The organism is Rhizobium albus, from assembly GCA_030160035.1.
In the GTDB taxonomy this organism is placed as follows: domain Bacteria; phylum Pseudomonadota; class Alphaproteobacteria; order Rhizobiales; family Rhizobiaceae; genus Georhizobium; species Georhizobium albus.
The window spans coordinates 627,991-645,422 of sequence record BSNO01000001.1 but is presented as its reverse complement, the minus strand read 5'-3'; the positions used below and the strand labels follow the sequence as shown (position 1 = coordinate 645,422).

Annotated in this window: 14 protein-coding genes; 2 read left to right on the top strand and 12 right to left on the bottom strand. The window is 63.5% G+C overall.

What is annotated here, in order from left to right; genetic code table 11:
• Positions 1-11: 11 nt before the first annotated feature.
• From QQL76_RS03055 to QQL76_RS03015, 9 genes are read right to left on the bottom strand one after another with little or no spacing between them, the layout of a single operon-like run.
• Positions 12-473 (bottom strand): hypothetical protein, encoded by a 462-nt coding sequence (locus tag QQL76_RS03055; RefSeq protein WP_499206323.1) that lies wholly within the window; start codon positions 471-473, stop codon positions 12-14.
• Positions 470-1,006 (bottom strand): type II secretion system protein GspM, encoded by a 537-nt coding sequence (gene gspM / locus QQL76_RS03050; protein WP_499206322.1) that lies wholly within the window; start codon positions 1,004-1,006, stop codon positions 470-472. The genes QQL76_RS03055 and gspM overlap by 4 nt, the downstream gene beginning before the upstream one ends.
• Positions 1,003-2,049, bottom strand: coding sequence for a PilN domain-containing protein (locus tag QQL76_RS03045; protein WP_499206321.1), 1,047 nt, complete (start codon positions 2,047-2,049; stop codon positions 1,003-1,005). The genes gspM and QQL76_RS03045 overlap by 4 nt, the downstream gene beginning before the upstream one ends.
• Positions 2,049-2,927, bottom strand: a complete 879-nt coding sequence (locus QQL76_RS03040; protein ID WP_499206320.1) for a hypothetical protein — start codon at positions 2,925-2,927, stop codon at positions 2,049-2,051. Before QQL76_RS03040 ends, QQL76_RS03045 begins: the two co-directional genes overlap by 1 nt.
• The gene (locus tag QQL76_RS03035) at positions 2,924-3,568 is read right to left on the bottom strand and encodes a type II secretion system protein (protein ID WP_499206319.1); all 645 of its coding nucleotides are present in this window, start codon (positions 3,566-3,568) and stop codon (positions 2,924-2,926) included. The genes QQL76_RS03040 and QQL76_RS03035 overlap by 4 nt, the downstream gene beginning before the upstream one ends.
• Positions 3,565-3,957, bottom strand: coding sequence for a hypothetical protein (locus QQL76_RS03030; protein WP_499206318.1), 393 nt, complete (start codon positions 3,955-3,957; stop codon positions 3,565-3,567). The genes QQL76_RS03035 and QQL76_RS03030 overlap by 4 nt, the downstream gene beginning before the upstream one ends.
• Positions 3,954-4,409 (bottom strand): pilus assembly FimT family protein, encoded by a 456-nt coding sequence (locus tag QQL76_RS03025; protein WP_499206317.1) that lies wholly within the window; start codon positions 4,407-4,409, stop codon positions 3,954-3,956. Before QQL76_RS03025 ends, QQL76_RS03030 begins: the two co-directional genes overlap by 4 nt.
• Entirely contained in the window at positions 4,387-4,848 is a 462-nt protein-coding gene (gspG, locus tag QQL76_RS03020; protein ID WP_499206316.1) for a type II secretion system protein GspG, read from the bottom strand. Before gspG ends, QQL76_RS03025 begins: the two co-directional genes overlap by 23 nt.
• The gene (locus tag QQL76_RS03015; protein ID WP_499206315.1) at positions 4,845-6,047 is read right to left on the bottom strand and encodes a type II secretion system F family protein; all 1,203 of its coding nucleotides are present in this window, start codon (positions 6,045-6,047) and stop codon (positions 4,845-4,847) included. Before QQL76_RS03015 ends, gspG begins: the two co-directional genes overlap by 4 nt.
• A gap of 372 nt (positions 6,048-6,419) precedes the next feature.
• Between QQL76_RS03015 and QQL76_RS03010 the strand changes: the two genes are divergently transcribed.
• Complete coding sequence (locus QQL76_RS03010) at positions 6,420-8,717, top strand: multicopper oxidase family protein (RefSeq protein WP_499206314.1); 2,298 nt, start codon at positions 6,420-6,422, stop codon at positions 8,715-8,717.
• A gap of 24 nt (positions 8,718-8,741) precedes the next feature.
• Complete coding sequence (locus QQL76_RS03005) at positions 8,742-9,821, top strand: SCO family protein (RefSeq protein ID WP_499206313.1); 1,080 nt, start codon at positions 8,742-8,744, stop codon at positions 9,819-9,821.
• 106 nt (positions 9,822-9,927) lie between these two features.
• Here the strand turns inward: QQL76_RS03005 and QQL76_RS03000 are convergent, their stop codons facing one another.
• From QQL76_RS03000 to QQL76_RS02990, 3 genes are read right to left on the bottom strand one after another with little or no spacing between them, the layout of a single operon-like run.
• Positions 9,928-11,238: an HlyD family secretion protein gene (locus tag QQL76_RS03000; RefSeq protein ID WP_499206312.1), complete on the bottom strand. Its 1,311-nt coding sequence runs from the start codon at positions 11,236-11,238 to the stop codon at positions 9,928-9,930.
• Between the two features lie 52 nt (positions 11,239-11,290).
• Positions 11,291-15,586: a cadherin-like domain-containing protein gene (locus tag QQL76_RS02995; protein ID WP_499206311.1), complete on the bottom strand. Its 4,296-nt coding sequence runs from the start codon at positions 15,584-15,586 to the stop codon at positions 11,291-11,293.
• Between the two features lie 20 nt (positions 15,587-15,606).
• The gene (locus QQL76_RS02990; protein ID WP_499207097.1) at positions 15,607-17,301 is read right to left on the bottom strand and encodes a type I secretion system permease/ATPase; all 1,695 of its coding nucleotides are present in this window, start codon (positions 17,299-17,301) and stop codon (positions 15,607-15,609) included.
• Positions 17,302-17,432: the final 131 nt, after the last annotated feature.

Below are 17,432 nucleotides of genomic sequence, written 5' to 3'. Positions count from 1 at the left end.
ATGGTTCGCGCCTATCGCTGAAACAGGGCATAGACCGCGCGCCTCCCCTCATGCTCGAAGGCGATGGTGCGCGCATCGACGACCGACAGCACCCAGCGATCGAGCAAGGCGCCATCCTTCATCCGCAGCACCTCGCCCGTTGGCTGGTGCTCGATGATCGCAAAGCCTGCGTCGTTCCCGATCGTGACGCCGATCAGCCGCACGGCAGGCTCCGGCAATGGCGGCGCAGGTGGTGGCGCCATGGGTTCGGCAATGGCAACCGGCTGAACGATGGCAGGTGGTGGTGGCGCGGGGGGTCGCCGGGAAGGTGCAAACAGCGGCCGCTCCCGCATGGCCGTCATCGCCTCAAGCGACATCTGCGGAAAGAAGGGTGCTCCAGCAGCGGTTTCCCCCGCGCCATCGGCCATCGCAGCCGTCCAGACCATGACGGAGCAGATCAGGGCGATGACTGGCTCAAGAATGCGGCGCGTCATGGCTCCAGCCTCCGATAGGCTTCCACGACCAGATCGGCATTGAGGATCGGCGCCTCGTCGGCATCGAACGTCGCCAGCCGCAGCGACTGGACGCGCATGGCCGGCCGACCCTGTTCGATCGCGTAGAGCATCTCCTGAAAGGCATGGTTCTCGGCCTTGAACGCCAGCCGAAGCCGGATGCCCGGTTCGGCTTCCGCCTGGATGTCCGTGTCGAGGGCGCGCATGACCTCGAACTCGTCGATGTCTATTCCAGCGTCACGCGCCACCGTCGCAAGCTGCGCCTGGAGAGCAGCGGCAGCGACCGCCTCGGTCGCCCCATCCACGTGGAAATCGACAAGCATCGCTTCGGCTGAACGGTCATTCCCGTCGGCGCTCGATTGCAGCCGCTGTTGCAGCTCCGCAATCGTGTTTTCGACGATCGCCGTCTCTTGCCGCAGATCGGCGAGCCGATCCTGGCCCCAGAGAAATGCAGCGACTGGTGCCATCGCCATCAGCGCCAGGCAGGCAACCATAGCGGCGCGCGCGCGGCTCATGACGCGTCTCCTGCCCGGACGGCTACGACCTCAAAGCGTTCCGACCCCGTTTCGCGATCAACAAATACGGACGAGGCAAAGCGGACCTGATCGAGATTGGGCTCGCTTTCAAGCAACGGGATCAACGCACCCGCGTCATCCGAATAACCTGAAAGACGGATTTCCGCTCCGGACGCCTCGAAAGCCGTGAGATAGGTCCCATCCGGCAATGCCGCGCTCAAGGCGTTGAGCAGAATCACCAGCGGTTCGTCCGCCAATTTCGCCTGCAGCAATTTTTGTGCACCCTCAGCGGGCGCATTGTCGGCCATTTGTGTTTCGAGCTCTGTGCGAAGCTCGGCCGCCTGCGCCGCTCGAGCCACCAGTTCGCGCTCCGCAGCGGCGACCTGCAGATACGCGATCGTGCTGCCGATGAGCGCTCCGGCAAGCAGGAGCAGAAGGAGAGCGGACGCGTTCCGCCGCGCTTTTGCGTGACGCGCCTGCGGATCGGCCAGCAGATCGAGCGGCGGTCCCTCGGACAGGCTTTCGGAAACCGGCCCGAGTGTCGCCGCGCGCAGACCGGCTGCGGCGAGGTCCTTCTCCATCCGCTCCCAGAACTTCCGCGCCGTGATGGCGATCTGGACCATCAGCGCGCCGGGCGCCTGCGCACCGTCCCGCTCGATCCGAAACGCATGGAGCGCGCTGCCGCTGTTCCACGGGCTGAGCTTTTCGATCTGCAGCCCCACAACGGCCGGGATGTGCTCGGGGGGCGTCGGCGGCAACTGCACGACGCGCCGCATCACCATGCGCTCGCTAAGGCGAACATCGACATCGAGCGCCTGCTGTTTGACGGTTCGCTTGAGGGCAGAACCGATACTCGCCAGAGATCCCTCCGTCACGGTCACCAGCTTACGGCCGCGCCGCTTTTGCAGAACGAAACCACCGGCCGTCTGCGTGAGGACGTGACGGCTTCGCGAGCGACGCTCATGCATTGGTGTGATCAATACAGCGGCCTCGTCGACCAGAAGCGCCCAGACGCGGTGCACAGGAGAGAGGAGCGCGCGCATCAACGTTCCCCCCGTCCGGCGTCAGTGATCGGGCGCCGCGCCCAGGCAAGCACTGTGAACGGGTCTTGATCCGTTCCGTCTTCAATGATGGCCTCGGCCCGACCAGCCAGCCCGTTTTCGGCCCAGGCGTCGACGGTCACGCGAAACCGCTGCGGCTTTTGCGTGGACAGATAGTCGGCGTGGTCGCGGGCAATCTCGAGGATCGTCTCGTCGCCGGTCGCGCTTCGTGCCTGGCGCGCCGAGAGGATCCGCTCGACCTCGCGCAGCGATATCTCCGGCACCGCGCGAAGCACCTGCCTGTCCGCGCTCCAGGGATCAACCTGCCCCATGCCACCGAACACGGTGAGATAGGGGGAAAGAAGCGCAAAATCGCTTGCCGCCAACCCATCGATTGCTGCGAGATCACCGATCGTCGTCAGCGCCCCCGACACGTGCGTTTGCGGATCGCCGACGGAACGCAGCGCCAGCACCCGATCGGCGAAACTTGCCGCTGGCATGGAAGTGGCGCCGACCTCGGAATAGAGGTTGGCCAGGAAATCCGCATCGGCCCAGTTCACATCGACCCGACCGGTTTCCGCAACCGCCTCGATCACGACGCGGCCATTCTCGAGCGCGATCGTCTCCGCGCCGGACTGCCAGTTCTCTTCGCCGCTATCGGCCCCGAACAGCCGAAACGCTGCGAGGTCGAGCCCGCTGTCGAGCAGCGCTTCGACCTCGACCATCTGCAAGTCGATCAGCGAACGGCCAAGGGTTGGCCGCGGTGTCATGAGAAGACCGGCTGCAACCGTGGCAAGCAGCGAGCAGACCAGCAGCACCGATATGGTCACATATCCGGCGTCGTTCCGTCTCGCTTCGGAAACATCCAGTGCGCGCGTCATGGCCGGCTCGTCCTGTCAAGCACGGCCACGCAAGCATCGAGGCATACAGTGGTCCGGTTGGCGCGAATGGGCGCCACGACTTCGGCGATGATGGTTTGCGGCGCCTGCGCGGTCAGGACGCTCAGCCGCACAAACGCCGGCAATTCATTGGCGCGGGTCCAGCTGTCGAGCCAACGTCGTTCGCCGTGGCGGGCGCGATAGGCAAAGCGGAAGCGCCAGGGGCCATCAAGCACCGCTTCGGCGCTTGCGGCCGGGCTTCGACCGGCTGCGACGGAGGTGTAGTTCGCGACCGTGCGGTCGACCTGCGTGCTTTGCGCTCGATATGTGACGCGCGCCGGGATGCCGTCGATGCCAAAGCGTGCTGTAACGAACGTCATGGCGTCAGCGCTGCCTGTCATCGACGGGCCGTTGCTGACGTCGCCCGGGATAAAGGCCGCGGAAACATCGTGCCGCCATGCTTCCAGGCCACCCATCAGCGTTTCGGCAAGGTTGGTCCGCTCGCTCATGGCCTTTGCGTTGCGCACCACGAGACCGGTCGAGACCGCGAGCGCGACGAACACCATCGCCGTAATTGCCAGCACGACGACCGCCTCCAGAAGCGCGAAGCCATCTTCCCTGCTTGTGGAAACGGTGCCGCTCATTTGACCGCCCCATAGGAAAGACGCTCGACCACAAGGGTTCGGTTGCCGCTCACCTGAATGCTGATGCGCGTGGTGAAGAGCGCAGGCGACGTGCCGTCCTCCGATCTTGACGTCAGTCCGGCTTCGCGAATTTTTGTTTCGACGCGCCAGCTGTGACCATCGGTGGCACCGGTTTGCTGGCCCGCATGGGGCGAGCTTTGCGCCAGATCGGCCAGCACGCTGTCGGCAACGAGCCGCGCGCTCACCAGGCTCGCTGTCTCGCTCGACATCTGCCGCGCTGTCACGATCGCCTGCGGCAGAAGCGCAGTCATGGCAGAGAGCGTGGCGACGGCAACGAGGCTGTCGATGAGCGTGAAACCGGCCTCGCTGTCGCGTGCTGGGGTCCTCATCGGCCGCTCCCGGCATTGGGAGCACTGAGCCTGATGGCGGAGGTGGCGGCATCGATGGAGATGACGTTGAGCGACTGCGCCTGGGACAGGCGAAACACTCCGCCAGACGATCGCCCGTCGGGATAGAAGACCACGCCCTGATGCGCCTGCATATTGACGGTCACGCCATCCGGTATGGGAACGATGATCCCGTTTGCGTCGGACCGGATAAAAAGCCCATCGGTATCTGTGGTGGTTGCAACCGGCGAGCCGCTGCGCAGGGCGGAATTGCGATCCGCCCGCAGCAGCGAGACGATGGCGCTCGTCGTGCGCTCGAGCCGTGCCGATGCCACGAGCGCCTGAGCCGGTGGTACCACGAGCGCTGCGGCCAAAGCGAAGACGACGATGGCGATCATCGTTTCGAGAAGAGCGTAGCCGGCCGTTGCATCATCAGGGCGTTTGGCTGTCGGCATCGTCGCCTCCCCCCTCTACGCCATCCGGCCCGAACGAGATGATGCGGTACCGCCCGCCCGGCTCTGCCCGGTAGGCGTAGGCGTTGCCCCAAGGATCGCTCGGGATGGCAGCCTGCTGGATGTAGGGACCAGACCAGCGGGCGATGCCGTTGCCATTGACCAGCGCGCCGAGACCCTCGGCATCCGACGGGTAGCGTCCGGTATCGAGGTAGAAGAGATCGAGCGCTGCCGTCAGCGCCGTCATTTGGAGCGCACTCGAGCGCGCACGCGCATCGGTCAGATAGCCCAGCACCCTTGGCGCGACGAGGCCCGAGATCAGGCTGAGAATGACGAGCACGACCAAAAGCTCGACGAGCGTGAAACCTTCCTCGCCGCGCCGGGTGCCTCGCTGGGCGTCCAGGTAAAGATCTTTGGCGGTGGGATGCTTGCGGTTGCTCATAGCACGATCTCGTTGACGCTGAGGAGCGCGCCGACGACGGCGACGATCATCCAGGCAATGAGCGCGCTGACGAGCAGGAGCAGCACCGGTGCGGCAACCGCCGTCATTCGATCAAGCGCCTTGTCGAGCATCGCTTGATAGACGCTCGAAACCCGCGCGCACGCATCGGCAAGCTCGCCACTTTCTTCCGCAACCCTCACCATCTGTGCGGCCGCCGGGGCGATGATCGAACTGCGCGAAAACGCGGCGCTGAGCCGCATGCCGCCCCGCACTGCGCGCACCACCTCCGCCAGATCCCGGCGATGGCGCGATTGGCGCAGAACGTCGCCACCATGGCGAAGCGCAGACGGAAGGTCGGCACCACTCGCGAGCAGAAGCCCGAGGATCGCCGTCAGGCTCGCCGTCCGCTCATATTCGAGGATGCGCTTTGCACCCGGCAACACACCGGCCACATCGAAGAACAGGTCGGCCGCAGCCGCACTGCGCATGACGGCCAAGGCTCCGACCAACAGAAGTATTGCGCTCACGAGCAGCGCTGTTTGATGATCAAGCGCGAAATCCGACAGCGCAAAGACCAACGACGCCTGGCCACCGGCTGCAATCTCGAGATCCGACAGGGCCGATTTGAACTGCGGGATCACGTAGAGAAGCACAAAGGCAAGCACGGCGACGGCCGCCACCGCCAGGAAGGCCGGATACGCAAGCGATGCAAACAGCCGCTCACGCAGGCGCTCGACCCGCCGCCTTTCGACGACGAGCAATTCGAGCGATGCCTCCATCGCGCCGGACCGTTCTGCAGCGCGAACGACACCGAGATAGGTGGATCCGAAATGCGCCGCATGGGGTGCAAGCGCTTCCGACAAGGCAGAACCGGACGAAACGGACCGGGCAATCTGATCGAGAACCCGCGCTAAGCTGCGCGCTGCCCCTTGCGCGACAAGGGCAAGCGCCTGGTCGAGGGCAACACCGGCGCGCAACAGCAAAGCCAGTTGTTCGGTGGCATCGGTGATCTCTCGCCGAGCGACATGCGTTGATGCATTCTTTGGCGCCGAAATATCCGCAACGGCATCCTGAACGAGCACGGGAACCAGCGAGCGCGCCTCGAGCGCGACGAGCGCCTGGGTGCGTGAAACGGCGTGTTCGACGCCTTCGACGACCTGACCGTCCGGGGTCAGTGCCTTGAATCGAAATCCCTGCATGTTCCCTGGCGCCCGCTCGCCTGTGGAAGCTCCTTTCGGCCCTATGGCTGACGCGTGTGCCCCTGCATCAGACCTTGGGCCGTAGGAAATCTAAGCCCCTAATTTTCTTCACCGTTCCCCTTGAGAACAGGCATTCAAACTAAGGCTATCGGCAAGGAAAGCGAATACTCCGATGTCGAATATATAAAGAGACAAAGGTCTCCACCGGCTTGGACCTTGGTCCTATAGAAAAATAGACTTTGCTAATAATTGAATACCTAAAGCGGAAGCGTAATATAGAAGAGATAAAATCACAAAAAAATCAATTTTCAACACGTTCCGAGCGGGGACTAGGCAATGTATATAGCGGAAAACGCATCGAGAATCCGGAAGTTGGAAGCTGAGCGGGCACGCGCGAACCGCGCGGAGATCGTACAGGCGCTCAATCAAGAGCAAGTATCGCGGCGTGATCTCATCCGCTGGGGCATTTTCACCGCCTCCGGCGCATTGGCATTGAAGAACGGTCTCAGCCCGTTCGCGACAAGCGCCTACGCAGCCGTACCGACCGGCACTCCAAGAAGCCCCCTCTTCGGCATCAAGAAATTCACCCAGCCGATCCACAGGACGCAGCTGCAAAAGCCCATTCCGTTGCAGCGTCAGCGCGACACGCTTCAGGAAGGCAACGAGTTCAACGCCGTCTTCCCGACCCAGCTCCAGGAGCCGCCGGCGCGACGTCTGTCCTACCATACGGAGTTCAGCAAGAACCCCTATGTCGACATGGCCTATGTCAATCCGCTGACGCAGCGCGGCCCCATCGAGGGCCGTCCGCCCGGTGAGATATTCGCCCATCAGCGCTGGGAAGAATACTTTCCCCAGGCAGGCTACATCATGTCGATCGGCCAGTGCGCCGGCGACACGTATCTTCACGATTACTTTCCGACCCAGTCTCCGGACAGTTTCTGGTGCTATGGATCCGGCAAGAACAGCTACGGCTCCATGCCGCCGTTCCTGATCAAGATGCGCTATGGTGAGCCGGTTCTCACCCGCATCTACAACAACATGCCGGTTAACCGGTCACAGAACAACGGCTTCGGGCGCAACGAAACGCAACTGCACTTTCACAACGCCCATAATGGCGCGGAGAGCGATGGCGGTGCCAACACCCACCATTTCCCCGGCACATTCTACGATTATCGGTGGAGCACGACGCTCGCGCGCGCCGACCGCATCAACACGACAGCCAGTGATCCCCGCGCATCCGGCCCGGATGGCAATGGAGGGCTGGTCCATGTGAAGGGCGACTATCGCGAGATCCAAGGCTCCATGTGGGCCCATGATCATCGCTTCTTCTTCACCGCCGAGAATGTCTACAAGGGCAATTTCGGCGCGATTAACATGTATAGCGGCCCCGACCGGGGCAACGAAGCGCTGAACGACGGTGTCAACCTGCGCCTGCCGAGCGGATCGCTGCTCGACTGGGGCAACACCGATTTCGACGTGAATTTGTTGGTCTGGGATTGTGCCTGTGATGCAAGCGGCCAGCTCTTCTTCGACATTTTCGACGTCGATGGCTTCCTGGGCGACATGCCTGTGGTCAACGGCACTTATGCGCCCTTCATGGAAGTATTGCCGCGCAAGTACCGGTTCAGAATACTCAACGCCAGCGTTTCGCGCTTCTGGAAATTCGCCATCGCGGACCAGAACGGCAACCCCGTTCCGTTCCAGCTGATCTCGACCGATGGCAATCTTCTGCCGCAACCCTACACGCTTTCGACGCTCCCGCCGCAGGGCATGGGCGAGCGCTTCGACATCGTCGTGGACTTTACCGGTTTCCCGCTCGGCCAACGCTTCTATCTCGTCAATCAGGCCAAGCACGTGGATGGCCTGCGGATGAAGGAACAGCTGTCGATCAAGACGTCGATGCGCGGCGACAAGGACGATCCGGTCGTGGGGTCTATCATGGAGTTCCGCATCGTCAACCAGGTGCAGAGCGTCGATGTCGAAGGTGTTGTCCTGAAGCGGACCGATCTCGATCGCAGCCAGGTGCCGATGCAGTTGACCGAGCAGATCCCGATCGTGCAGCCGGTCCGCAAGCGCCATGTGGAGTTCAAGAAATCCGGCGGGAACTCGCGCGGGCCAGACGGTTCGTGCACGCCGGACTGCCCGGAACATGCGACCTTCCCCTGGACCGTCCGCATCAATGGCGAAGACCACCATTCCTTCAACGCCAACCGCATTTCGATGGTGATCCCGCAGGCAGGCGATGTCGAGCACTGGACTTATGAAAACGGCGGCGGAGGCTGGGATCACCCGATCCATCTTCATTTCGAGGAAGGCGTCACGATCAGCCGGCGCGGCATGTCGATGCCCACTTTCGAAAAGGGCGCCCGAAAGGATGTCTGGCGGCTTGGCGAAGGCGGCAGCGTGACCTTCCAGGTGCAGTTCGGTGAATATGGCGGTTCCTACGTGAACCACTGCCACAACACGGTGCACGAGGATTTCGCGATGCTTGCGCGATTCCAGCTGCTCACCGGCGTGCCGGGATCGCCGCAGCGGGCCATCACGCCGACACCGAATCCGACGCCGGACGGCGTATTCTTCACCAAGCCGGAAATCATTCCCGAGGGCGTGCCGCGCGACATGAACCGACAGCAGCTGGCGTCGGTCACAGATCTCATACCGAAGAACTGACCACGATCCGAAGGGGCTCGGCAAATGGGCAAGACGAAACGCATACTGGCGGCACTGGCCGCCAGCCTCCTCGCTGCGACCGCGGCAAACGCCGCCTCGCCCTGGGGGGAGAACTACTTTCCAAACAGCACCGTCATCACGCAGGACGGCACCGATGTGAAGTTCTTCGATGATCTGATCCGCGACCGCATGGTTGTGATCAGCTTCATCTATACCTCATGCCGCGATCTGTGCCCCATCAACACAGCGCGGCTGGCGGAAGTCGCCCGCCGCCTGGAAGGCCGGATGGGTAAGGATATCTTCTTCGTGTCGATCAGCGTCGACCCGCTCAACGATACGCCGGAACGCCTGAAAGCCTTCGCCGACGCGTTCTATGACGGACCTGGCTGGACGTTCATTACCGGCGACGAGCAGACCTTGCGGCTGATCGGCTCCAAGCTCGGCAACAATTCCGAAGTGCCGGCAAACCATCGAAACGAGGTCGTGCTCGGCAATGCGCTGACCGGCGACTGGTCCAGAAACACCCCGTTCGGCGAAATAGAAACGCTGACCAGCGCAGTTCTGGATCTCGATCCAGTCTGGCGCGAACAACGTCGCATGCCGGATCAGGCCTATCTCGATCCCGCCGACTTGGCCGGCCTGCAGATCAGCGCGGAACCAGGCCAGGCGCTTTTCAAGAAGATGTGCGCGCCCTGCCACACCGTCGGCGTGGGCGACATGGTCGGCCCCGACCTGATGGGGGTCACGGAACGGCGCGAGCGCGATTGGCTTGCGGCCTTCATCCGCGATCCTGAAACGAGCCGCCGCGCCGGGGATCCCGTCGCCCTCGACATGGTGGCGCGCTTCCCCGGCGTGCGCATGCCGTCCTTCGCACTCACAGAAAACGACGCGGCCGATCTCATCAGCTACCTCGAAACCCGCACGAAAGACATCATGACCGCCCGCGCGGAAGCTATCGCGCATGATGCCGATCCTGCACACCACCATGGTGACCATGCAGCCCAGCCGGTGGCAGCTGTCCATGATCATGCGGCGCATGGGCAAGGTCATGGCGAAGACCACAGCCACGCACATGGCCACGACGCCAAGCCGCATCATCACTGAGATCATCGAGCTAACTTGAGAAAAAAGCCGGCGCCCCTTTTGAGAGCGCCGGCTTTTTGACGGGATGCTGTACCCACCCGCCGCTGTCCGCGTCTTCAGGCGACGCCTATTCCTCGCGGAAAGCCTTCGCCATCTGATCCGCAAATGGCTTGACGAGATAGGAGAGCGCGGAGCGCTCGCCGGTCACCAACAGCACGTCGACCGGCATGCCGGGGATCAGGGTCTTGTCTCCGAGCGGCGCCAGATCGGACGTGATTTCGACCGTTCCCAGATAGAAGTCGCGTCCAGACACGGGATCGCGTGTCGCAGCCGCGGCCATCGCAGTGACCTGGCCCTCGAATTCCGGCGTCGTGCGCTGGTTGAAGGCCGTCAGGCGAAGACGCGCGGGCTGGCCGATCGTCACCTGATCGATATCAGTCGGCGAGACGCGCACCTCGACCATCATTTCTTCGTCCTCTGGCACGAGCGACAGGATCGTTTCACCCGAGCCGATGACGCCGCCCACCGTATGAACCGCAAGATCGTAGACGAGACCGGACGCAGGAGCCCTGAGTTCGGTGCGCGACAGGCGATCGACCGCGGCGATCTCCCGCTCGCGCAATTCGGCGATGCGTGCGTCGATGTCACGGATCTGCGTCTGCGCGGTCGCTTTCAATTCCTGGTCGATCGCGATGATCTTCAACTCGGTTTCGCTGATCTGTCCGCGCGCCTGCGCCACCCGTGCTTCGATCTCACCCCTCTGCCCCTCGATGCGGGCCAGTTCCCGTTCCATCTGCCGCACGCGCGAACCTTCGGTCAGCTTGCGCTCCAGAAGCTTGCGCATCAGGGTGATGTCATCGAGCAGCAGCGTGTGCTCGGCCTGGTTGGAAGCAAGCTGCGCCTCCATCCCCTTGATCTGGTCCCGCAACTGCTCGGCCTGAAGCGACAGCTGCTCCTTCTGGCTGTCGCGCATCGCGCGATTGTCGAGGAACAGTTTCATTTCACCGGCAATCACGCCGGATGTGCCGTCGGTGGACCCAAAACCTTCCGGAAACGCAACCTCGGCCTCGCCATCGCGCTCTGCCTGAAGGCGGGAATAGACACCGGTGAGTTCCGTCAGCTGCGAGCGAATGATCGACAGCTCGACCCGCGTATCGGTCTCGTCCAGCTTGACCAGGACATCGCCTTCCCTCACGCGGTCTCCGTTCGAGACGCGGATCTCGGCAATGATACCACCATCGCGATGCTGGACTTCCTTGACCTGCCGCTTGACCGCGATCTGGCCCGGCGCGATGGCGGCGCCGGCGAGACTTGCCTGCGCGGCCCAGCCGCCGCATCCGATGATCAAAAGCCCCGCCAGCGAAGCCGACATGATCACGCGCGAGCGGATTCCAAAAGAGCCACCGCCACGGGTTTCCTGCGATTTACCAATCATCATTCCCATACTCATGCTCCACAAAATTAAGAGGCGGCGTGTTCGCTGCCGCGTGTCATGCCTGTGCGTCGACGTCGCGTGCCGCGAGAATGAAATCTTCGCGCGTCAGCTGGTGATGTCCGAGAAGTGCAAGTTCGAATTCTGCGTCGGGGTCGCTGTCGCTTGTCCCCGAGACGATCGTGTAGTCGCGGTCGCCGAACCGCTCATGGCGGAAGCCGACGCTGCCGGCTTCGGTAAACGTGGCGCCGGCGATATCGACGAAGAGCTGACCTTCCGGACCGGACAATCGTGAGAAGTCGATCCGATCGCCGACGGTAAAGTCGGTGATCTCATCGCGAGGGCCACCCTCATTCGTCAGATCGCGCAGCTTGCGGAAAACGAACGTGTCGTTGCCGTAGCCACCGGTGAAGACGTTGACGGAGTCATCGGCGACCAGCCAGTCGTTGCCCCGGCCGCCGCGCACGTTCTCGATATCGAAGACTTCGTCATACCCCGTGTCGAGGCTCTGCACGAAGCCCCCCGGCAAATCGACTAGCACGTCGGCGACAATCTGGGAGAGGTCGTAAGTGTCGACACCGCTGCCACCGATGAGGAGATCATCGCCATCTTCAGAGATGGCAATGAAGATATCGTCGCCTTCATCACCATAGAGCATGTCGGCGCCTTCGCCGCCGGTGATGACATCGCCACCTTCGCCACCGGAAACGATGTCGTCGCCGGCACTACCAACCAGCACGTCGTCGCCTTCGCCACCATCGATGACATCATCGCCGGCCCCGCCGTCGACGACGTCGTTGCCTTCGTCGCCATGCAGGATATCGCCGCCTTCGCCGCCTTCGAGAACGTCGTCTCCAAGGCCAGCATGGAGGACGTCGTCACCTTCACCGCCCGCCATCAGGTCGTCACCGGCGCCGCCGATCAGAACGTCGTCGCCTTCATCGCCGCTCAGCGTATCGGCGCCTTCGCCACCATTGACGGTGTCGTTGCCGTCACCGCCTTCGATGACATCGTCGCCTTTAGCACCCAACAACAGGTCTCCGCCCGCGCCGCCACGGATCAGGTCATCGCCTGCCCCGCCATCGACACAGTCATTGCCGGTGCCGCCAGACAGGACATCGTCGCCCTCGTTGCCCTCGATGACATCGTCCCCGGATCCGCCGTCTGCGACGTCGTCGCCAAGGCCTGCGAGGATGACATCGGCTCCCTCGCCGCCATCCAGGCTGTCATCGCCTTCGCCGCCGATCAACTCGTCTGCGCCGGTCTCGCCCGAAAGTGTGTCATTCCCGGTGCCCCCATCAATGACGTCGTCGCCAGCGTCGCCCGAAAGCACGTCGTCGCCGGCGTCGCCGCTCAGCTGATCTGCGCCGTCACCGCCGGAAATCTCATCCGCGCCATCGCCGCCCGACAGCTCGTCATCCCCGGCCTGCCCCTCAATGACATCATCTCCTGCACCGCCTTCGACGATATCGTAGCCGGCGCCAGCCAAGATCACATCGGCACCTTCGCCGCCATCAATCGTGTCGTGGCCCTCGCCACCATCGATCTGATCGTCACCGATGCCCCCATCGATAACGTCGTCGCCAGCGTCACCCGACAACACATCGTCGCCCGCATCGCCGTTCAGCTGGTCCGCGCCGTCACCACCCGAGATCTCATCCGCGCCATCGCCGCCGGACAGTTCATCATCCCCGGCCTGCCCCTCGATGACATCATCCCCTGCTCCACCTTCGGCAACATCGTCGCCAGCGCCGGCCAGAATCACATCGGCGCCTTCGCCCCCATCGATCGTGTCGTGCCCCTCGCCACCGTCGATCTGATCGTCGCCGATGCCACCATTGATGACATCGTCACCGGCGTCACCCGAAAGCACGTCGTCGCCGGCATCCCCGCTCAGCTGATCCGCGCCGTCACCGCCGGAAATCTCATCCGCACCATCGCCACCAGACAGCTCGTCGTCTCCAGCCTGACCTTCGATGACATCATCCCCAGCTCCGCCTTCAGCAACATCGTCGCCAGCGCCGGCCAAGATCAGGTCGGCACCTTCGCCGCCATCGATCGTGTCGTGGCCTTCGCCACCGTGGATCTGATCGTCGCCGATGCCCCCATCGATAACGTCGTCACCGGCGTCACCCGACAACACATCGTCGCCCGCATCGCCGCTCAGCTGGTCCGCGCCGTCACCACCCGAGATCTCATCCGCGCCATCGCCGCCGGACAGTTCATCATCCCCGGCCTGCCCCTCGATGACATCATCCCCTGCTCCACCTTCGGCAACATCGTCGCCAGCGCCGGCCAGAATCACATCGGCGCCTTCGCCACCATCGATCGTGTCGTGCCCTTCGCCACCGTCGATCTGATCGTCCCCGGTGCCCCCATCGATAACGTCGTCACCGACGTCGCCCGAAAGCACGTCGTCGCCGGCGTCCCCGCTCAGCTGATCCGCGCCGTCACCGCCGGAAATCTCATCTGCACCATCGCCACCGGACAGCTCGTCGTCTCCATCCTGCCCCTCGATGACATCATCCCCTGCTCCACCTTCGGCAACATCGTCGCCAGCGCCGGCCAGGATCACATCGGCGCCTTCGCCACCATCGATCGTGTCGTGCCCTTCGCCACCGTCGATCTCGTCGATACCGGCGCCCCCATCGATAACGTCGTCGCCAGCGTCGCCCGAAAGCACGTCGTCGCCGGCATCCCCGCTCAGCTGATCCGCGCCGTCACCACCTGAGATCTCATCCGCACCATCGCCACCCGACAGCTCGTCATCCCCGGCCTGGCCCTCAATGACATCATCGCCTGCACCGCCCTCGGCAACATCGTCGCCAGCGCCAGCCAGGATCACATCGGCACCCTCGCCCCCATCGATCGTGTCGTGACCCTCGCCACCATCGAGCGTGTCATTGCCAGCGTCGCCCGCGAGGAAGTCGTCACCCGCATCGCCGCTCAGCTGGTCCGCGCCGTCTCCACCGGAAATCCCGTCCGCACCATCGCCGCCCGACAGATAATCGTCGCCGGCCTCGCCCTCGATGACGTCATCGCCGGCACCGCCTTCAGCAACGTCGTCGCCCGCACCTGCGCGGATGAGGTCGGCACCGTCGCCGCCTCGGGCGAGGTCGTTGCCGAGGCCGCCCAGGAGAATGTCGTCTTCTGTCCCGCCATCGAGAACGTCATCCCCGATCCCGCCGTCGAGGTGGTCCTTGCCTTCGCCGCCGTCCAGATGGTCATGGCCAGCATCGCCGGAGAGCCGGTCATCGCCCTCCCCGCCAAACAGCTTGTCGTTGCCCTCTTCGCCAAACAGTCGGTCGTTGCCGCGCCCCCCGAACAGCATGTCGTCGCCGAAGCCGCCGAAGAGCGTGTCGTCGCCATCCTCGCCATAGAGGCGGTCGTTGCCATTGCCGCCGAAAAGGGTGTCGTTCTGCGCCCGACCGTAGATCAGATCATCGCCATCCAGGCCAAACATCCGGTCCGGATCCGGCGTGCCGATCAGGATGTCGTTGCCGTTCGTTCCGATGATGTCGGGATCTTCGTGGTCGAGATCGCTGTAGGCGACCTGCTGGACGGACGTCTTCCCGTCGCTGATCTTGTAGGTGAATATCACTTCGCCGACATAGTCGTAGGCCGGCGTGTAGAGCCACTTGCCCGGCGCAGTCTGCGTAATCGTACCGGACGAAACCGACAGGTCCTGGATCGTCAGGACGTCGCCATCCGCATCCGATGCTCCGACGAGCAGGTCGGCTGCCGCAATGACGATCGCCTGGTTGACCAGACTGTCCTTCAGGCTGACAGGCCCGGCAAGCGTGGGCGCGCGGTTCGGCGTCTTCTCCTTGCCATCATCATCGTCGCGCCGCTTGGCAGGCCGTTCTTCCGGCTTCGCCTTGCGCGGTGATGGCGTGCCTTCGACATGGTTGTCGTTCGCCCGCCCGGTCTTTCCCGGCTTGAGAGGACGGAGCGAACCGCCGCCGGCTGCGCGCAGGCCAGCCTCGAACGCGACGGCATCGCCTGTCTGCCCGAGAAACGAGATGCGCGCGCCGATCCCGGCTGCGATATCGGCCGAGAGCTGGTTCAGCGATGATGCGATCTGCGCGATGCGAGCAATGTCTGTCTCGAATGACAGCGGATCGCTCTGCGGGTCCGGCGCAGCTTCCGCTACGTCGCGAAGCGGCCGGTCGGACGCGAAGGCCTCCGCCTCGTTGCCAAAGAGCTTTCGCAGGGCGGTAAACAGGCCGACGGCGATGAAGGGCATCATCGCCATCGTCTGCATGCGCCCGCCGCCCTCGGTCTCCTCGAAGCGCTTCTTGGCTGCGGTGGGGTTGGTGTTCTGCCACCGATTGAGAAAGAGCCGCTCGTCCATCGTTCCAGTTCCTCGGTCTCTCAGGCGTTGGTGCGTTCAAGCGGTCGACGGGCGCCCTGCTCCGCCAACGCCGGCTTGCGGCGCGGCGGCGTTTCCTGAAGGATTTCCTCCTTCGGCCCGAACGCGACCAGCCGGCCATTCTGAACCATGCCGACCATGTCGACCGCGGCAAGCGCACTAGGCCGGTGCGCGACGACCACGACGATGCCGCCACGGTTGCGCACGCCGGCGATCGCCGCCGTCAGTGCGGCTTCGCCTTCTCCGTCGAGGTTGGAGTTCGGCTCGTCGAGCACCACCAGGAACGGATCGTCATAAAGCGCACGGGCGAGGCCGATGCGCTGGCGCTGGCCGGCGGAAAGCGCCATCCCGTTGGAACCGAGCTGCGTTTGGTAGCCTTCGCGAAGCCGCACGATCAGCTCGTGCACACCCGCCGCCTTTGCAGCAATCACGATCTTGCGGGCATTCTGATCGCGGTCGAACCGCGAAATGTTCTCGGCGATCGTGCCGTCGAGCAGCGCCACGTCCTGCGGCAGGTAGCCGATTGCCTTGCACAGAACGTCCTCGCGATACTGCTCCAGATCCGCGTCATCAAGACGGATCGCGCCGCGCAGGAGCGGCCAGATGCCGACCAGAGCACGAACCAGCGATGTCTTGCCGCCACCGCTCGGCCCGATCAGTCCAAGCGCCTGGCCGCTCTTAAGCTCGAAGCTGACTTCGCCGAGCAGCACGGCACCCGATGCCGGGGCGGCGATCGTGACGTTCTCAACCTTGAGACTGCGGGCCGGCATCGGGAGATCGATCAAGGCCGATTTGTCTTCCATTGCCGCGAGCGTTTCGCCCAGCCGCTTGAAGCTGCGCCGGGCTGCCTGCATGCCTTTCCACTGGCCGATGACCAGATCGACCGGAGCCAATGCGCGGGCGGAAACGATCGACGCTGCGATGATGCCGCCTGCCGAAAGCTCGCCCTGGATCGTCAGAAACGCCCCCATGCCGAGAACGGCCGACTGCAGGATCATGCGCAGCACCTTGGAAAGGCCGCTGAACGTGCCCGTGATGTCGCTCGTCTTCGTCTGCAAGGCCAGATGCGCTTTGTTGGCTTCTTCGAACCGCTCGACCGCGCGGCCCGTGAAGCCCATCGCCTTCAGGATTTCCGCATTGGCGGCGTGGCCATCGGCGAGCGTGTTGCGCATCAGCGCCGCCTTGTTCATCTCCCGGCTCGAACGGCGCGTCAGCATTTCTGTCGCGATCGTCAGGCAGGCCAGCACGATGGCGCCGCCAAGCGTCAGAAGCCCGAGCATGGGATGCAGCGCATAGATGAAAATCAGGAAGACCGGCATCCAGGGCAGATCGAACAGCGCCACCGGACCCTGTCCGGAAAGAAAGCCACGGATCGTGTCGACGTCGCGGCCACGTTCCATTGCCTCGGACGTGGAATAGCCGAAGCGGGGCATCTCGATCACGACGCTATGCGCCATCGGCGCCAGTTCGGCGTCGTAGCGAGCGCCGATGCGCACCAGTATCTGCGAGCGCAGGATGTCGAATATGCCCTGAAACAGATAAAGGCCGATCGCCAGCGCGGAGAGCGCGATCAGCGTCGGCATGCTTCCGGACGTCAAAGCCCGATCGTAGATCTGAAGCATGTACATGGCGCCGGTCAGCGCCAGAATGTTGATGATGCCCGACAAGGCGAACAGATAGATGCCTATGGAGCGCATCTTGCCGAGAACGTTTGGCACCTTGGCACTCGTGGCCGCATTGGTCTTCTTGCTGGTCTTGTTCATCGAATGAACCCCCGGAGAGTGGCAACTGCTTTGGATCGATTGCCTGTTCTTGCGTCCGATCCGCC

What these genes read in the sequence shown, in the direction of transcription:
- QQL76_RS03045 (WP_499206321.1), bottom strand. Translation starts at nt 2,049, where the DNA reads ATGCGCGCGCTCCTCTCTCCTGTGCACCGCGTCTGGGCGCTTCTGGTC.
- gspG (WP_499206316.1), bottom strand. Translation starts at nt 4,848, where the DNA reads ATGAGCAACCGCAAGCATCCCACCGCCAAAGATCTTTACCTGGACGCC.
- QQL76_RS02990 (WP_499207097.1), bottom strand. Translation starts at nt 17,301, where the DNA reads ATGCGCTCCATAGGCATCTATCTGTTCGCCTTGTCGGGCATCATCAAC.
- QQL76_RS03040 (WP_499206320.1), bottom strand. Translation starts at nt 2,927, where the DNA reads ATGACGCGCGCACTGGATGTTTCCGAAGCGAGACGGAACGACGCCGGA.
- QQL76_RS03030 (WP_499206318.1), bottom strand. Translation starts at nt 3,957, where the DNA reads ATGAGGACCCCAGCACGCGACAGCGAGGCCGGTTTCACGCTCATCGAC.
- gspM (WP_499206322.1), bottom strand. Translation starts at nt 1,006, where the DNA reads ATGAGCCGCGCGCGCGCCGCTATGGTTGCCTGCCTGGCGCTGATGGCG.
- QQL76_RS02995 (WP_499206311.1), bottom strand. Translation starts at nt 15,586, where the DNA reads ATGGACGAGCGGCTCTTTCTCAATCGGTGGCAGAACACCAACCCCACC.
- QQL76_RS03005 (WP_499206313.1), top strand. Translation starts at nt 8,742, where the DNA reads ATGGGCAAGACGAAACGCATACTGGCGGCACTGGCCGCCAGCCTCCTC.
- QQL76_RS03000 (WP_499206312.1), bottom strand. Translation starts at nt 11,238, where the DNA reads ATGATGATTGGTAAATCGCAGGAAACCCGTGGCGGTGGCTCTTTTGGA.
- QQL76_RS03025 (WP_499206317.1), bottom strand. Translation starts at nt 4,409, where the DNA reads ATGCCGACAGCCAAACGCCCTGATGATGCAACGGCCGGCTACGCTCTT.
- QQL76_RS03035 (WP_499206319.1), bottom strand. Translation starts at nt 3,568, where the DNA reads ATGAGCGGCACCGTTTCCACAAGCAGGGAAGATGGCTTCGCGCTTCTG.
- QQL76_RS03015 (WP_499206315.1), bottom strand. Translation starts at nt 6,047, where the DNA reads ATGCAGGGATTTCGATTCAAGGCACTGACCCCGGACGGTCAGGTCGTC.
- QQL76_RS03055 (WP_499206323.1), bottom strand. Translation starts at nt 473, where the DNA reads ATGACGCGCCGCATTCTTGAGCCAGTCATCGCCCTGATCTGCTCCGTC.